At 65.5% G+C, this 15,493-nt stretch carries 14 protein-coding genes; 6 read left to right on the top strand and 8 right to left on the bottom strand.

Annotated features, from left to right (window positions below; translation table 11 throughout):
• Nucleotides 1–130: 130 nt before the first annotated feature.
• Nucleotides 131–1,627 carry a sensor domain-containing diguanylate cyclase gene (locus ACVJ19_RS02460; RefSeq protein ID WP_453947863.1) on the bottom strand — a complete coding sequence of 499 codons (1,497 nt, stop codon included), beginning with the start codon at nucleotides 1,625–1,627 and terminating at the stop codon, nucleotides 131–133.
• Between the two features lie 155 nt (nucleotides 1,628–1,782).
• Here ACVJ19_RS02460 and ACVJ19_RS02455 point away from each other — a divergent pair, with 155 nt between their 5' ends.
• Together ACVJ19_RS02455 and ACVJ19_RS02450 are read left to right on the top strand one after the other, a co-directional pair.
• On the top strand, nucleotides 1,783–2,043 hold the full coding sequence (locus ACVJ19_RS02455) for a DUF7662 domain-containing protein (RefSeq protein ID WP_453947862.1): 261 nt from the start codon (nucleotides 1,783–1,785) through the stop codon (nucleotides 2,041–2,043).
• On the top strand, nucleotides 2,040–2,303 hold the full coding sequence (locus tag ACVJ19_RS02450) for a hypothetical protein (RefSeq protein ID WP_453947861.1): 264 nt from the start codon (nucleotides 2,040–2,042) through the stop codon (nucleotides 2,301–2,303). The genes ACVJ19_RS02455 and ACVJ19_RS02450 overlap by 4 nt, the downstream gene beginning before the upstream one ends.
• Nucleotides 2,304–3,114: 811 nt before the next feature.
• Here ACVJ19_RS02450 and ACVJ19_RS02445 read toward each other — a convergent pair.
• Nucleotides 3,115–5,991, bottom strand: a complete 2,877-nt coding sequence (locus ACVJ19_RS02445; protein ID WP_456739347.1) for an EAL domain-containing protein — start codon at nucleotides 5,989–5,991, stop codon at nucleotides 3,115–3,117.
• Nucleotides 5,992–6,130: 139 nt separating this feature from the next.
• Nucleotides 6,131–7,129: an NAD(P)H-quinone oxidoreductase gene (locus ACVJ19_RS02440; RefSeq protein ID WP_453947860.1), complete on the bottom strand. Its 999-nt coding sequence runs from the start codon at nucleotides 7,127–7,129 to the stop codon at nucleotides 6,131–6,133.
• A 111-nt stretch (nucleotides 7,130–7,240) separates the two neighbouring features.
• Between ACVJ19_RS02440 and ACVJ19_RS02435 the strand changes: the two genes are divergently transcribed.
• Both ACVJ19_RS02435 and rcdA read left to right on the top strand, forming a co-directional pair.
• Nucleotides 7,241–7,432, top strand: coding sequence for a DUF1192 domain-containing protein (locus tag ACVJ19_RS02435; protein ID WP_018646675.1), 192 nt, complete (start codon nucleotides 7,241–7,243; stop codon nucleotides 7,430–7,432).
• 632 nt (nucleotides 7,433–8,064) lie between these two features.
• Nucleotides 8,065–8,574 (top strand): protease adaptor protein RcdA, encoded by a 510-nt coding sequence (gene rcdA / locus ACVJ19_RS02430; protein WP_453947859.1) that lies wholly within the window; start codon nucleotides 8,065–8,067, stop codon nucleotides 8,572–8,574.
• Between the two features lie 232 nt (nucleotides 8,575–8,806).
• Here the strand turns inward: rcdA and rpmE are convergent, their stop codons facing one another.
• Nucleotides 8,807–9,034: a 50S ribosomal protein L31 gene (rpmE, locus tag ACVJ19_RS02425; RefSeq protein WP_018646677.1), complete on the bottom strand. Its 228-nt coding sequence runs from the start codon at nucleotides 9,032–9,034 to the stop codon at nucleotides 8,807–8,809.
• Nucleotides 9,035–9,233: 199 nt separating this feature from the next.
• On the opposite strand from rpmE, the gene ACVJ19_RS02420 reads away from it, so the two are divergent.
• A complete protein-coding gene (locus ACVJ19_RS02420; RefSeq protein WP_453947858.1) occupies nucleotides 9,234–11,084 on the top strand; it encodes an ABC transporter ATP-binding protein/permease in 1,851 nt (616 codons plus the stop codon).
• Between the two features lie 16 nt (nucleotides 11,085–11,100).
• On the opposite strand, the gene ACVJ19_RS02415 is transcribed toward ACVJ19_RS02420, so the two are convergent.
• The 4 genes from ACVJ19_RS02415 to ACVJ19_RS02400 all read right to left on the bottom strand — a co-directional run bounded on the left by ACVJ19_RS02415 (nucleotide 11,101) and on the right by ACVJ19_RS02400 (nucleotide 14,033).
• Nucleotides 11,101–11,319 (bottom strand): hypothetical protein, encoded by a 219-nt coding sequence (locus ACVJ19_RS02415; RefSeq protein ID WP_453947857.1) that lies wholly within the window; start codon nucleotides 11,317–11,319, stop codon nucleotides 11,101–11,103.
• 74 nt (nucleotides 11,320–11,393) lie between these two features.
• Nucleotides 11,394–11,840 carry a GNAT family N-acetyltransferase gene (locus ACVJ19_RS02410; RefSeq protein WP_453947856.1) on the bottom strand — a complete coding sequence of 149 codons (447 nt, stop codon included), beginning with the start codon at nucleotides 11,838–11,840 and terminating at the stop codon, nucleotides 11,394–11,396.
• Nucleotides 11,840–12,868, bottom strand: coding sequence for a peptidoglycan -binding protein (locus tag ACVJ19_RS02405; RefSeq protein ID WP_453947855.1), 1,029 nt, complete (start codon nucleotides 12,866–12,868; stop codon nucleotides 11,840–11,842). Before ACVJ19_RS02405 ends, ACVJ19_RS02410 begins: the two co-directional genes overlap by 1 nt.
• A 145-nt stretch (nucleotides 12,869–13,013) precedes the next feature.
• Complete coding sequence (locus tag ACVJ19_RS02400) at nucleotides 13,014–14,033, bottom strand: flagellar motor protein MotA (RefSeq protein WP_453947854.1); 1,020 nt, start codon at nucleotides 14,031–14,033, stop codon at nucleotides 13,014–13,016.
• Nucleotides 14,034–14,284: 251 nt separating this feature from the next.
• Here ACVJ19_RS02400 and ACVJ19_RS02395 point away from each other — a divergent pair, with 251 nt between their 5' ends.
• Nucleotides 14,285–15,298 (top strand): class I SAM-dependent methyltransferase, encoded by a 1,014-nt coding sequence (locus ACVJ19_RS02395; RefSeq protein ID WP_453947853.1) that lies wholly within the window; start codon nucleotides 14,285–14,287, stop codon nucleotides 15,296–15,298.
• The last annotated feature ends 195 nt before the right edge of the window (nucleotides 15,299–15,493 follow it).

Raw genomic sequence — 15,493 nt, 5'->3', positions numbered from 1 at the left:
TCGAAGGCGGACGCCTTCGATGTCATCCCGGGGCGGTCCGCAGGACCGAACCCGGGATCTCGAGATTCTCAGGTGCGCAATTGCGCACCTTAGTACGATGCTTCGCATCGCCCCGGAATGACAGTGTAGATCACGCCACCAGCGACAGCTTCGGCAGGCTCGCGACCACGGACTGGTTGCGGCCGCCGGCTTTGGCGGCGTAGAGCGCCTTGTCGGCGGCGGCGACCAGGATCGTCCAGTCCATGCCGGCGGTGGGGACGAGGCTGGCGATGCCGCAAGACACCGTCGACGTCGCCTGGTCGTCGGACCAGCCCTGCACCTTGAGGCGGATCGTCTCGGCGATCTTGAAGGCCTCAGTGGCCGAGGTGTCCGGCAGCAGCACCGCGAATTCCTCGCCGCCATAGCGCGCGGCGCAGTCGCCGGCCCGCCGCACCGAGTCGGAAATGCAGATCGCGATGCCGACCAGCACCTGGTCGCCGGCCTGGTGGCCGAAGGTGTCGTTGTAGGCCTTGAAGTGATCGGCATCGATCATCAGCAGCGCGACCGGCGTCTTCTGGCGCATCGCGCGCCGCCATTCGATGTCGATGACAGTGTCGAACCTGCGGCGGTTCTTCAGGCCGGTGAGCGCATCCGTCGTCGCCAGCTCCTCGAGCTTGCGCTCGGCCTCGGCGCGCCGTCCGATCTCGCGCGCGAGCACGAGCGTTGATGCCAGCATGAACACGATCAGCGCCAGCACCACGGCGCCGATTCGATAGGCCTCCTTCCGCCACAGCTCGAACACCGCGCTCAGGGGCTTGCCGGCCACGACGAACAGCGGGCCGTCGCCGCTGCTGCGGACATAGAGCCTCGGCGTGGTGTCGACGGGGCCTTGCCCCGCATAGGAGCCGCCGGCGCGGAGGTTGTCGGCCTTCCAGTTCTGACGGCCGTTCAGGTTCCTGCCGATCACGTCGAGATCGAACGGCCGCCGCATCATGATGGTGCGGTCGCGCTTGAGCACGGTGATGGTGTCTTCGGGATCGAGGCTCAGGCGCTCGAACAATTCGTGGAAATAGCTGAAGCGGATCGAGCCGGTGACGACGCCGAGGAAGCCGCCGTCGGTGTCGCTGATGCGCCGGCTCAGCACGATCGAATAGGCGCCGCGGAACAGCATCGGGCGGCTGATGAAGAGGCCGGCGCCGGGATTGTCGCGATGAACCCTGAAATAGTCCTCGTCGCCGCGGTCTTCAAATGGCGGGTCGAGTGTGGATGCGTCGATGGTCAGCCGGCCCTCCGCGTCATAGACCTGGATGGCGCCGAAATGCCGGGCCGTCGTCGCATGATCGAACAGGATCAGGTGCCGGACCGGCTTCGAGACTGTGGCGAGCTCCGGCAGCAGCATGTTGCTGGCGACCGCCTTCAGCGACAAATCGTAGATCTCGATGTTGCGGCTGATGTCGGATTCGATGGTCGTGGCGAGGTTTTCCAGCGTCTGGCGGGCCAGCGCCTCCTCGCCGCGGCGCATGTCTAGCATGACGTTGACGCAAATGGCGGAAAAGCCGATCACCGTCACCACGGACGAGATGATCAGCAATTTCGTCGAAATCCGCCACGGCCGACGGGCCATGACTTCGCGCCATCCAGACAGCATCGTTTGCTCCCGACCCTGATGGATGCGCCCGAAATCTTGAGTAGTGTTTAAGCTGGTACGGCGCTGCCGCAATGAGTTAAGAATCGGTTGATGCGGCTAACGATTTTCGGCAGGCCTCATGTGACGAGATCCGGTCTGCGGACGAGAGGACGAGTGTGAACGACTACGACGCGTTGCGCGATTATCTGCTGCGGCACAAGCAGACGGAATTCGTGCTGACTTTCGAAGAGATCGAGGAGATCATCGGCGCGGCCCTGCCGCGCGCGGCCAATCGTGCCTCGTGGTGGGACAGTTTGCGCAGCCCCGACATCCAGATGCCGCAGCGCGAAGCCTGCCTCGCCGCGGGATTCGTGGCCACACGGATGCCCGATGGCCAGAGCGTGCGGTTCAGGAAGCAGAGCCAGCGGAAGCGGTGAATCCGGGCCGTATGATCCTGCGCTGGCTGAGGGGAATTTTTGGCGCAGCGCTGATCGGTCTGGGCGCGCTGTTCGCGCTCGCCTTCGAGGCCCGCTACTGGCGCTGGCGCGACTGCTTCAACGAGCTCGGCCGCTGCTACGATCCGGTTTCGCAGGACGTCTATCTCGAGCAGGCGGGATTGGTCTGGGGCAGCCTTGCGGCGATCTCGCTGCTGGCGGGATTTTGCCTGGTCGTAAGTCTGCGGCGTAAGGCAAGCTAAAGCACGAGTTGCGGAGACAGTATCGTAGGGTGGGCAAAGCGGAGCGTGCCCACCACCTCTGTCGTAGGGTTGGATGGTGGGCACGGCGCAAGTGCGCCTTTGCCCACCCTACGGTACCAGATCAGGCGGACGCCGCGAACGTGCGAACGGTTGCCGCTAGCCGAGGTGCCGAGCCAAGGCCTTCATTGGCGCGCACGGAGCCAGCGTTCGTCGGCGGCGTGTGCTCGTATCAGACAGCTGGTTGTCTGCCGGTCGCACGCGCGCATGCACACGTTCTGGCGGCCCCGAACGTCACCGGCTCCGCCGGTGTAGTCGGCACATGTGCCGATGCAGTTTGCGCCTCGATCCTCGCATCGTGCAGCCGTCACTGCTTCGGCCGAGGGGGCGAGGAACATTGCGGTGCCTATGAGGGTGATCGCGTAGAAAAGGTGCCGGGTCATACGTAACTCCCGAGAAGAACGCCCTTGGTCTGCTCATTCCAGCCGTTGCGCTTGACGCGTGTGGGCACGCCGAGAACGACAGTGGCGAGCCCAACGACCTCGATGACGAAAACCGTTCTGGATCGAATGCTGCGCGCCAATTTTCGCGGCGGTTGAGCCGCGGCCCATTGATCTGGATCAAGCACGGCCTCATCGGCACCGCACCCCGTGGCTTCGCGGGCGGCCTCTCAAGAAGGGGAGAGGGAGGGATCAGAATCGTAGGGTGGGCAAAGCGAAGCGTGCCCACCATTGGCGCGGCATGTGTGGAGAGATGGTGGGCACGGCGCAAGTGCGCCTTTGCCCACCCTACGATACCGGACTCGCGGGAGCGATCAGCTCGCCGCTTCCAGCCGCACTTCGGTCAGCAGGCGCATCGCGGCGTCCGCGTCCATCGGCTCGCCGAAGGCGAAGCCTTGCGCGTATTCGCAGCCCATCTGGTAGAGCTCGACCGCGTCGGAATCGGTCTCGGCGCCTTCGGCCACGACGTCCATGCCGAGGTCGTGCGCCAGCGCGATGATCGACTTCAGGATCACCGGCCGCGTGCCGCGGTTGGTGGTGCGCACGAAGGACTGGTCGATCTTGATGGTGTCGAACGGGAAGCGCTGCAGATAGGCCAGCGAGGAATGGCCGGTGCCGAAATCGTCGAGCGACAGGCCGGTGCCGAGCTCGCGGATGCGCGTCAGCATCTGGGCTGCATGCTCCGGGTTCTCCATCACCAGCGATTCCGTCAGTTCGAGCTTGAGCGTGCCGCGCGCCACCGAGGAGCGCGACAGCACGGTGCGGATGTCGTGGATCAGATCGTGGCGCAGCAGCTGCCGCGAGGAGACATTGACGCTCGCGAAGATCGGCTCGCGCGAGCGCATCGCGCGCTGCCATACCGAAAGCTGCTTTGCGGTCTGGTCGAGCACGAACATGCCGAGGTCGACGATCAGGCCGGTCTCTTCCGCGATCGAAATGAACTCCGACGGCGCCATGCGGCCGAGCTTCGGATGATCCCAGCGCGCAAGGGCTTCGAAGCCGGCAACCGAGCGATCCTCCAGCCGCACGATCGGCTGGTAGAGGATCGTGATCTCCTGCCGCTCGATGGCGCGGCGCAATTCGCTCTCCAGCGTCAGGCGGTCGGTTTTTCGCGCGCGCATTGCTGGTTTGTACACATCGATGCGGTCGCCGCCGATGCGCTTGGAATGATACATCGCAAGCTCGGCGTCCTTGATGATCTCGTCCGTCAGCTGCGTTTGCGGATCGGAAAGCGCAAGACCGATTGAAGCCGTCAGGAAGATCTCGCGATCGTTGAAGGCGATCGGCGCGCGGATGGTCTTGCGAATGGTCTCGGCGAAGTTGGTGATCCGCGCCGGATCCTGCTCCGACAGCAGGATCAGGCCGAACTGGTCGCCGGCAAGCCGCGCCAGCGTGTCCTGCGGCTTCAGGATGCGGGTAAGGCGGCGGGCGAGGGTGAGCAGGATGGAGTCGCCGACTGCGATGCCGACGGAATCGTTGACCTGCTTGAAGCGGTCGAGGTCGATCACCATCAGCGTCGGCCGCAGCGTCGGCATGGTCTTGGCGAAGTTGGCGACCCCGCCGAGCCGGTCCATGAACAGTTTTCGGTTGGGCAGGCCGGTGAGGTTGTCATGCACGGAATCGTGCAGCAGGCGTTCCTCGGCGTTGCGCAGCTCGGTGACGTCGGTAAGCGTGCCGACCACGCGCGAGACTTCGCCGTCGGAGCCGACCACCGGGCGCGCCTTCAGCGCGAACCACATGAAATGGCCGTCGGGGGTGCGCAGGCGGAAATCCTGCACCAGGCGGCCGCGGCGCTGGTCGAGCACGCTGTCGAGCGCGGCGCGGAAACGGTCCTGGTCGAGCGGATGCAGCACTTCGAGCCAGGAGGCGGCCGGGCCTTCCAGCGTGCCGCGCTTGAGGCCGAGCAGGGCTTCGGTCTCCGGGCTGGTGAAAACCTTGTCGGCGGACACGTCCCAGTCCCAGATCAGGTCGCCGGAACCGGCCAGCGCCAGCGCGCGGCGCTCGATGTCGGAGACGACGCCGGTGGTGGCGCCGCCGCCGGCAAAGGCGTGCTGCATCACCGTGAAGCCGATCAGCATCACGATCAGCACGAGGCCGCCGAGCAGGGCAGGGCCGACGATGTCGTTGGTGACGGAGCCCGCGACCGTCATGCCGGCCGCGACCACCCAGACCACGAGGAGGAACCAGGTCGGGATCAAGAGCACCGCGCGGTCGAAGCCGTGGGTGGAGAGATAGACGATCAGCGCAAAGCCGGCGAAGGCGATCAGCACCAGCGAGATGCGCGCGATGCCGGAGGCGACGGCCGGATCGAACAGCGCGAGCGCGACGAGAGAGCCGAGGAACGCGAGCCAGCCCACCGTGATGTGCGAATAGCGCACATGCCAGCGACTGAGGTTCAGATACGCGAACAGGAACACCAGCAGCGTCGCCGCGAGGATCGCCTCGCCCGCCGCGCGCCAGATGCGCTCGGCGTTGTTCGACATGTCGAGCACCTTGCCCCAGAAGCCGAAATCGACGCCGATATAGACCAGCACCGCCCAGGCCAGCGCCGCGGCGGCCGGGAACATGATGCTGCCCTTCACCACGAACAGGATGGTGAGAACGAGCGCCAAGAGCCCGGAGATGCCGATCACGATGCCCTGGTAGAGCGTGAACGAGTTGACCTTGTCCTTGTAGGATTCGGGCTCCCACAGATAGAGCTGCGGCAGCTTGTCGGTGCGCAGCTCCGCGACGAAGGTGACGACGGCGCCGGGATCGAGCGTGATGCGGAAGACGTCGGCCGTCGCGCTCTCCTGACGTTCGGGCCGGTCGCCGATCGACGGCGTGATGGTCGCGATGCGTGACAGCCCGAGGTCGGGCCAGAGCAATCCTGACGAGACGATGCGGTAATGCGGCGCGACGATCAGGCGGTCGAGCTGGTCGTCGGTGTTATTGGCGAGCGCGAACACCACCCAGTTCTGCCCGCCTTCGCGGGCACGCACCTCGATGCGGCGGACGATGCCGTCGGTGCCGGGCGCGGTCGAGACCTGGATGCGGTCGGCATCGCTGCGCTGATGCTCGAGCACGCCGGTGAGGTCGATCGCGGGCGCGTCACCGCGGACGCTGACGGCGTCGAGCGCGCGCGCGGGGTACGCGGCGACAAGAATCATGAGGCCCAGCGCGATGGGCGCGAGGCACCTGATCAGACGCAAGGTCAGTTCTCCGCGTTCGACGCAACTCTTCGGTGGAAGACGATTTCACACCGGACAGAATTGGTTCGGTGCGTCGCGATAGATGCCACGAAAGCGAGGAAAATCAAAGGGTTTCCGGCGTCTCCCGTGGGCCGCTGGCCTAGACCTCCAACACAATTTTGCCAATATGTGCGCTCGTCTCCATGCGCCGGTGCGCGTCGGCAGCCTTTTCCAGCGGGAAAGTGCTGTCCATCAGCGGTTTGACACGGCCTTCGCGCAAGAGTGGCATCACTTTCTGCTCGATTGCGGCCACCATCGCCGCCTTGTCCGCATTACTACGGGGGCGCAGCGTCGAGCCGGTATGGGTGAGGCGCTTGACCATCACCTTGGCGATGTTGGCGGTGATCTTGGGGCCGTTGAGGGTCGCGATCTGGACGATGCGGCCATCGACGGCGGCGGCATCATAGTTGCGGTCGACATAGTCGCCGGCGACCATGTCGAGGATCAGATTGACGCCGGCCTTGTTGGTCTCTTCCTTGACGACAGTGACGAAGTCTTCGGTCTTGTAATTGATGGCGCGATCGGCACCGAGCTTGAGGCAGGCGTCGATCTTGTCCTGCGATCCCACGGTGACGAACACCTTCGCGCCGAATGCCTTCGCGAGCTGGATCGCCATGGTGCCGATGCCGGAGGAGCCGCCATGGATCAGCAGCGTCTCGCCGGCCTTCAGGCCGCCGCGCTCGAACACATTGTGCCAGACCGTCATCAGGGTTTCCGGCAGCGCGCCGGCTTCCTTGATCGACAGTGCCAGCGGCACGCCCATCGCCTGGGCGTCCTGCGCGATGCAGTACTGCGCATAGCCGCCGCCGGCGACGAGCGACATCACCTTGTCGCCGATCTTGTGCCGCTTGGCGTTGCTGCCGACCGCCACGACTTCGCCGGCGATCTCGAGTCCGGGCAGGTCGCTGGCGCCGGGCGGCGGCGGATAGGCGCCGGAGCGCTGCGCCACGTCGGGCCGGTTGACGCCGGCAGCCATCACCTTGACCAGGATCTCGTCGGGACCGGGCTGCGGAAGGCTGCGTTGTTCCGGCACCAGCACCTCCGGTCCGCCGGGCTTGGAGATGGCGACCACGGTCATTTGCGCGGGCAGCTTGTCCATGATGTGTCCTTGAGCAAAGGTGCGGGAGGAACGAGGCCATTGCTTAGCCAGCGCGGCCCAAGCTGGCAACCGCCTCAGCCGTGTGACAGGCGCGAACGCAGGAGGAACGACATGCCGATCGAAGACGACGACCGCCCGCGCAAGAAGGTCACGCACGAAATCGGACAGGATCTCTCACTCTTGTCGGTGGAGGAGCTGACCGAGCGTGTCGCTCTCCTGAAGACCGAGATCGCCAGACTGGAAGAAGCCGCCACCAAGAAGCGCGCCTCGCGCGATGCGGCGAACAGTTTCTTCAAGTCGTAGTTGCCGCCGCACCATCACCGTCCACCGTCGTCCCGGACAAGCGCGCCACAAGCGCGCGCCGATCCGGGACCCATACCCACAGCGTGCAGTCGTCGCGCGAAGCCGGCAACTCCGAGTCCCGTCGCCACATCACATCCGCCTGTGGCTGGGTCCCGGATCGGCGCTTACGCTTGTCCGGGACGACACCGGGATTTGTCGCTGGGCGCGACGACTGCGAGTTTTGTTCCGCACCGCACTCGGCCGCTGGCCGACATGGCTAACGAACCCTCAAAAAATTCGTTCGTTTACGGTCGATTAAGCTTTCGGGTTTATGACTGGAACTGTCCTCGTTTGGACACCGAGTGGCTCCTGTCCACTCTGTTTGACGCCTCCCTGTTATCAACTTTCAAAGCCGCCGGTCTCCGGCGGCTCTTTTTTTGGTCCAAGGCGTTTTCGAGCGAAGTGGGTATCGGTTCGCGTCAAGAAAGAGCGTCAAACCAAGAGTCTATTCGCGGTTGAATTCCGAGGAATGACCCGCGGAAACCATATCCGCGCTTGTCGCTGGACTCCGCGTCTCGCCCGCGCAATGATTTGTTCATCATAATCCGGCGCCAAAGCCGGACCGGTAAACAGTTGCGTAAGGGGCGTTAACCATGGAACGTTTGCAAGCCGAAGGTGCTCTCGTTCAACTCAGCGAGCGGTTCACCAATTCTGCGGCGTTCGGCGTCCTGTTCCGTGAGGGCATGGATCTGGTCGAAGAGACCGCCGCCTATCTCGACGGCGCCGGCCGGGTCGAGGCCAAGGCGCTCGATCGTGCCGTCAGCCTCACCTATGCAACCGAGAGCATGCGTCTCACCACCCGCCTGATGCAGCTCGCCTCCTGGCTGCTGCTGCATCGCGCGGTCAAGGAAGGCGAGATGACGCTGATGCAGGCCAACCGCGAGAAGACCAAGGTCAAGCTCACCGCGGCCGATCCCGGCCCCGCCGACACCATCGAGAAGCTGCCCTCGCAGCTCCAGGAACTGATCCATCGCTCGATGAGCCTGCAGACCCGCGTGCGCCGCCTCGATACCACCATCCACACCCCGCCGGCCGAACACGTCGCCATCGGCAACCCGCTGGTGCCGCACCTCAACGCGCTGAAGGCCGCGTTCGAGCGGTAATCACAGGTGCCGTAGGGTGGGCAAAGGCTCGCAGCGCCGTGCCCACCATCTGTCTTTCATCATCCTCTGTCATTCCGGGGCGCGAAGCGCGAACTATGGTGCGCACTTGCGCACCAGAGAATCTCGAGGTTCCGGGTTCGATGCTACGCATCGCCCCGGAACGACAGTTGCACAAACAAAAACGCCCCCGGCTCTCCGGGGGCGTTTTTCGTCTCCAGCCTTGCGGGCCGGATCAATCCTTTTTGAGAAAGCCCGAAAACTTCTTCTGGAAGCGTGAGACGCGGCCGCCGCGGTCCATCAGCTGCTGCGAGCCACCGGTCCAGGCCGGGTGCGACTTCGGGTCGATGTCGAGGTGCAGCTTGTCGCCTTCCTTGCCCCAGGTGGAGCGGGTCTGGTACTCGGAACCGTCGGTCATCACGACCGTAATCGTATGATAATTCGGGTGAATTTCGGCTTTCATGGCAATTCCTCGGCGCGCCGGCGCCTTCGTGGGTGGCTAGCGAATGACGGATTTGGGCGGCTCTATACCCCACAGGCCCCCTTAAAACAAGCCATTGTGGGGACTGGAGAACCGGGCCGTCCCCTAAGGGACATCCCGGATTTGCCACTCCTCTTGCACCGGCCTATGTGGGGAGAATTGTCTGCTTGGGTCCGATCTCATGAGCGCAGTGGAACGGCTTGACGACCAGTACCGCGACGAGCGCGATACCGCGCCGGCGGACACCTCCTCGATCGAGGCCGAGCTGATCGAGCAGCCCGCCAAGGGCCGCGCGAAGCTGAGGCCGCTGCTGGCGCTCGCGCCCTATGTGAGCCGCTATCGCGGCCGGGCTGCACTCGCCTTTGTCGCGCTCACGATCGCGGCGCTGACCACGCTGCTGGTTCCGGTCGCAGTGCGCCGGATGATCGATTTCGGCCTGACGCCCGAGGGCATCGAGCTGATCAACAGCTACTTCTCGGTAATGATCGCTGTCGTCGCCGTGCTCGCACTGGCGAGCGCGGCGCGTTACTATCTCGTGATGACGATCGGCGAGCGCATCGTCGCCGATCTGCGCCGTGACGTGTTCGCGCATCTGCTCTCGCTGTCGCCGTCCTTCTTCGATTCCGCGCGCAGCGGCGAGCTGATCTCGCGCCTTACCGCTGACACCACGCAGATCAAGTCCGCCGTCGGCGCCTCCGTGTCGATCGCGCTGCGCAATCTGATGATGTTCCTTGGCGCTGCCGCGATGATGGTGATCACCAGCCCGAAGCTATCGGGCTTCGTGCTGCTCGCCATTCCCCTGATCGTGCTGCCGCTGGTCGCGTTCGGGCGCTGGGTGCGCCGGCTTTCGCGCAACGCGCAGGACACGCTCGCCGATGCCTCCGCCTATGCGGGCGAGCTGGTCGGCGCGATCCGCACCGTCCAGGCCTATACCAGCGAGGGCTTTGCCGAGAAGCGCTTCGGCGGCGAGGTCGAGCAGGCCTACGAGGCCGCGCGCACCTCGACCCAGGCCCGTGCCGTGCTCACGGCCATCATCATCTTCATCGTGTTCGCCAGCGTGGTCGCGATCCTCTGGATCGGCTCGCATGACGTCTTGACCGGCGCGATCACGCCGGGCCGGCTCGGCCAGTTCGTGCTCTATGCGGCCTTCGCCGCCGCCGGCCTCGGCCAGCTCAGCGAGGTCTGGGGCGAGGTCTCGGCGGCCTCGGGCGCCGCCGAGCGCCTGTTCGAGATCTTGCACGTGCAGCCCGAGATCGCCGCTCCCGCTGCACCGCGCGCTTTGCCGGTGCCGCCGCGCGGCGAGGTCGGCTTCGACCGCGTCAGCTTCGCCTATCCGGCGCGTCCCGACGTCAACGTGCTGGACGCCGTGTCGTTCACGGTGCGGCCCGGCGAGAAGGTCGCGATCGTCGGTCCCTCCGGCGCCGGCAAGAGCACGATCTTCCATCTGCTGCTGCGCTTCTACGATCCGCGCAATGGTGCGATCTCGCTCGACGGCGTGCCGGTGAAGTCCGCCGATCCCCGCGATTTCCGCTCGCGCATCGCGCTGGTGCCGCAGGAATCCAACGTGTTCGCCGCGAGTGCGCGCGAAAACATCCGCTTCGGCCGGCCCGATGCGACCGATGCCGAGGTCGAGCGCGCCGCCGAGCTGGCGCACGCCGCCGAGTTCATCCGCCGCCTGCCGGAAGGCTTCGACACTCCGCTCGGCGAGCGCGGCGTGACGCTCTCCGGCGGCCAGCGCCAGCGCATCGCCATCGCGCGCGCCATCCTGCGCGATGCGCCGCTGCTGCTGCTGGATGAAGCGACCTCCGCGCTCGATGCCGAGAGCGAGACGCTGGTGCAGACCGCGCTGGAAGAATTGATGCGCCACCGCACCACGCTGGTGATCGCCCATCGCCTCGCCACCGTCCTGTCCTGCGACCGCATCCTGGTGATGGACCACGGCAGGATCGTCGAGCAGGGCACGCATGCCGAGCTCGTGGCGGCGAACGGGCTCTATGCCAGGCTCGCGAGGCTGCAGTTCGAGGGGGTGTGAGGCGGCGCCGACAGTTTCATCGCTCGCACTTCGGCGAGAGCGCCGGCACGTTCGGCCACAGCCAGTTCTTCCAGCTTCCGTCCGCGTCCACGCAGGCTGATGATCCCGGGCTGTTCGTCTGCGCAGGGGCGCTCGATGTCGCAAAGCGCTGGTCGACATAGCTCGTCGACACATATCCGGCGACGATGACGGCCAGCATCACCGAGGACCCCTTGGCCAGCTCGCTCAGCTTCATCGATCGTCTCCATCGGCTTGTCATGCCTGAGACAACGAATAACCGGCGCTGCGGGATCCCCAACGTGACAGGCCTCACGCCCGCCACACCATCTTCAGCACCGGCCGGCCCGAGGTCGGGTTCACGTCGTCGCCGGCATGGGCAAAGCCGTTGCGCTCGTAGAAGCGGATGGCGCGGGCGTTGTCCTTGTTGACGAGCAGCGTGACGCCCGAAGGCGACAGGCGCTTGGCCTCGTCCACCAGCAGCCGTGCCGCATCCGAGCCCCAATGCGCGGGATCGACCACGAGCTGGTCGAGATAACCCTCGCCGTCGATGGTGACGAAACCGGTCAGCACGCCGGCTTGTTCCGCAACGACAATCGAGGCTTTCGGCACCAGATCCTTGCGCCAGCGCTCGCGCCACCATTCGAGCCGCGCGGCGAAGTCGATCTGCGGATAGGCCTCTTGCCAGGTGCGATGCCAGAGGTCGATCGAGGCTTCCTCGTCCTCGGGGCGGTAGGGGCGGAGGTGGAGCGCGCTCACTACCGCTCCGTCAGCTTCAGCTCGATGCGGCGGTTGCGCTTGAAGGCCTCTTCCGTGTTGCCGTTGTCGAGCGGCTGGAATTCGCCGAAGCCGGCGGCGACGAGACGCTGGGCGGGCACGCCGAGCGAGATCAGATATTGCACCACCGAGATCGATCGCGCAGCCGACAGGTCCCAGTTGGACTTGAAGTTCGCACCGCTCACCGGGCGCACGTCGGTATGGCCGTCGACGCGCAGCACCCAGGGAATATCGCTCGGGATCTTCTTGTCGAGCTCGATCAACGCGGCTGCCAAGGTGTCGAGCTCGGCGCGGCCCTCGGGCAGCAGCGTCGCCTGGCCGGTGTCGAAGAACACTTCGGACTGGAACACGAAGCGGTCGCCGACGACGCGGATGTCGGGGCGGTTGCCGAGGATGGCGCGGAGGCGGCCAAAGAATTCCGAGCGGTAGCGCGACAATTCCTGCACGCGCTGCGCCAGCGCGACATTCAGGCGAGAGCCGAGATCGGCGATCCGGTTCTGCGATTCCTTGTCGCGCTTCTCGGAGGCATCGAGCGCCTCCTCCAGCGCCGCCAATTGCCGGCGCAGTGCGCTGATCTGCTGGTTCAGGACCTCGATCTGCGCCAGCGCCCGCGCTGAAACGGCCTTCTCGGAGTCCAGCGCCTTGCCGAGCTCGGTGGTCTTGCCCTGCGCGTCGCTGCCGGCGGCCGCCAAGCCCTCATAGAGGCCCTTGACGCGGTCGCGCTCGGACTCGGCCGAGGCGAGGCCGGCCCTCAGTTGCGAGACCTGATCGTCGAGCGTGAGCTTGCCGAGCTTTTCCAGCGACAGCAGTTCGTTGAGCTGGGCGATCTTGGCGTTCAGCTGCTCGAGCGCCTTGTCCTTGCCGGTCACCTCCTGCGACAGGAAGAACTGCACCACCAAAAACACCGACAGCAGGAACACGATCGACAGCACCAGCGTCGACAGCGCGTCGACGAAGCCCGGCCAGTAGTTGAAGGCGCCTTCGCTGCGGCGGCCGCGCGCTAGAGCCATTTACGTCTCCGTCCTTTCGTGTCCCGGACGCGGTGCAGCGTGTAACGCTGCTCCGCAGAGCCGGGACCCAGAGTTTTTCTCGAATGGGCCCCGGCTCTGCGACGCATCATTTCATGCTGCGTCGCGTCCGGGGCACGATACCGTCTCAACTCTTTTCCGGCTGGCGCGCGATCCGTTCCAGCAGGCGCCGGATCTCGCGGTTCTGCTCGCCCTGGCCGTCGGCCCATTCGCGGATCATCTGCTGCTCGGTGCGCATGTGCGAGACCAGCGCCTGGATGGCTTCGGCGAGGCTCGCCATCGCCGCGGTGGTGCCGCGGCTGGCACTGCCGTCCTCGAGCACGGAGCGCAGCCGCTCGACGGCGGCTTGAAGCTCGCCGCTGGCAACCCCGCCGCCGGCGGCGGCGACAGGCACTTCGCCGCGGCCATATTCGCGCACGGTGGTGGCGAGCCAGTCCTCGAGGTCGGTGTAGAAGCGGTTCTGCGCCTGGCTCGATTGCAGATCGAGGAAGCCGAGGATCAGCGAGCCGGCGAGGCCGAACAGGGAGCTGGAGAACGAGATGCCCATGCCGCCGAGCGGCGCGGCGAGGCCCTCCTTCAGCGTATCGAACAGCGCCCCGGAATCGCTGCCGACCTTGAGGCCGTCGATCACCTTGCCGACCGAGCCGACCGTCTCGATCAGGCCCCAGAAGGTGCCGAGCAGGCCGAGGAAGACCAAGAGGCCGGTCATGTAGCGGGAGATGTCGCGGGCCTCGTCCAGGCGGGTCGCGATCGAATCGAGCAGGTGCCGCATGGTGGTCTGGGTGATGGTCATCCGCCCGGTGCGCTCGCCGCCCAGGATCATCGCCATCGGCGCCAGCAGTTTCGGGTGCCGGGCGGGGGCAAGGCCCGGATCGGCGATGCGGAAATTGTTGACCCAGGACACCTCGGGGTAGAGCCGGACGACCTGGCGGAAGGCCAGCACGATGCCGATGAACAGCACCGCCCCGATCAGGGCGTTGAGGCCGGGATTGGCGAAAAAGGCCTGGACGATCTGCTTGTAGAGCACCACGCCCACCAGGGTGCACAGCACCAGGAAGACCAGCATCCGCACCAGGAAGACGCTGGGCGAGGACAGTTTTGTGTATTCGATGTCCATGGAGGAGCGGGGCGAGGCGCCTGGCGGCATGGCCGGTATCATCCGTTACGAACTTGATTGCGGGGCGCACTATGGCACAGGCCCGGTCCAAAAAAAGCGCCGGATGCGCCGATTTCTGGCGAGCTTTCGGAACCCAAAGCGGAAACCGCGCTTTGATAACGCGTAATTTGCAAAACTTCGGCATTCCGCAGGCCGCCGGTGCCCTGTGGCTGCGGCTGTCGCCGGCGCCTGCCCGTTCTTCCCTCCGCTGCCCCACGAGACCTGACCAAGGGAGTGGTCGCATGAGCGTCGTTTCCGCGATCATCGGGACTGCTGAACGCGTGCCGCTGCCTGACGTCGTGATTCGCGCGGCGATCCAGCGCCTGTGCTCCCGGGCGGCGACGCGGCTGTCGGCATTGGACGCGGCCGACGATGCCGCCTTCGCCGGGCGGATGATGTTGCGGCCGATTGCCGGGGACGCCGGGCACGACGAGGCGCCAGCTTCCTTTGTCGCGAAGGTGCTCGGCCCCAACCGCAAATATTCGTGCTGCTTCTACAAGACGGACGCGACCACCCTGCAGGAGGCGGAGGAGGAGGCGCTGCGCCAGACCGTCGAGCATGCCGGTCTCGCCGACGGCCAGGCCATCCTCGAGCTCGGCTGCGGCTGGGGCTCGCTGTCGCTGTGGATGGCGCGGCAGTTTCCGCACGCGACGGTGACGGCGGTGTCGACCTCGCAGGCGCAGCGCGCCCTGATCGAGGAGGAGGCGCGGCTGCGCGGGCTGTCGAATCTGCGCGTGGTCACCGCCGACATGAATGCGTTCGCGCCCGATGCCCGGTTCGACCGCATCGTCGCGGTCGAGACGTTCGAGCGCATGATGAACTGGCGCAAGCTGATGACGCGCCTGCGCTCATGGCTCGCGCCCGAGGCGCGCCTCTTCATGCACATCGCCACCCATCGCACCGGCTCCCACCTGTTCGACCCGGCCGATCGCGAGGACTGGATCGCGCAGCATGTCTTCACCGGCGGGCTGATGCCGAGCCATCACCTCGTCAGGCAATTCGACGACATCTTCACGGTCGAGAAGGAATGGTGCTGGAGCGGCACGCATTATCAGCGTACCGCCAACGACTGGCTCGCCAATTTCGACGCCCATCATGGGACGATCGAGGCGGCCTTGCGCAAGGTCTATGGCGATGACACCGGTCTTTGGATGCGGCGCTGGCGCTGGTTCTGCCTCGCGACATCGGGCCTGTTCGGCTATGCCGGCGGAACCGAATGGGGTGTCAGCCATTACCGGATGAAAGCCGTCGATTGATTGCGATCTTCTGTCGCAGCACTTGGTGTGGAACCCGACTCACAATCCGGTGAGTCCCAAAAAACCTCAAAAGGTCAGCACGATAGGTCGTGTGACATTGAGCCGCCCGCAGCATGCGTTGCGTCGCAGCAAGTCCATTCTATCTTGACGGCATCAGCCGCGCGCAAATCACCCAGAACGGGCGGCGCGGCGCGT

The sequence above is a fragment of the Bradyrhizobium sp. USDA 376 genome (assembly GCF_054063675.1).
The sequence above is the reverse complement of the archived record's forward strand: the minus strand, read 5'-3'. Positions and strand labels throughout refer to the sequence as shown.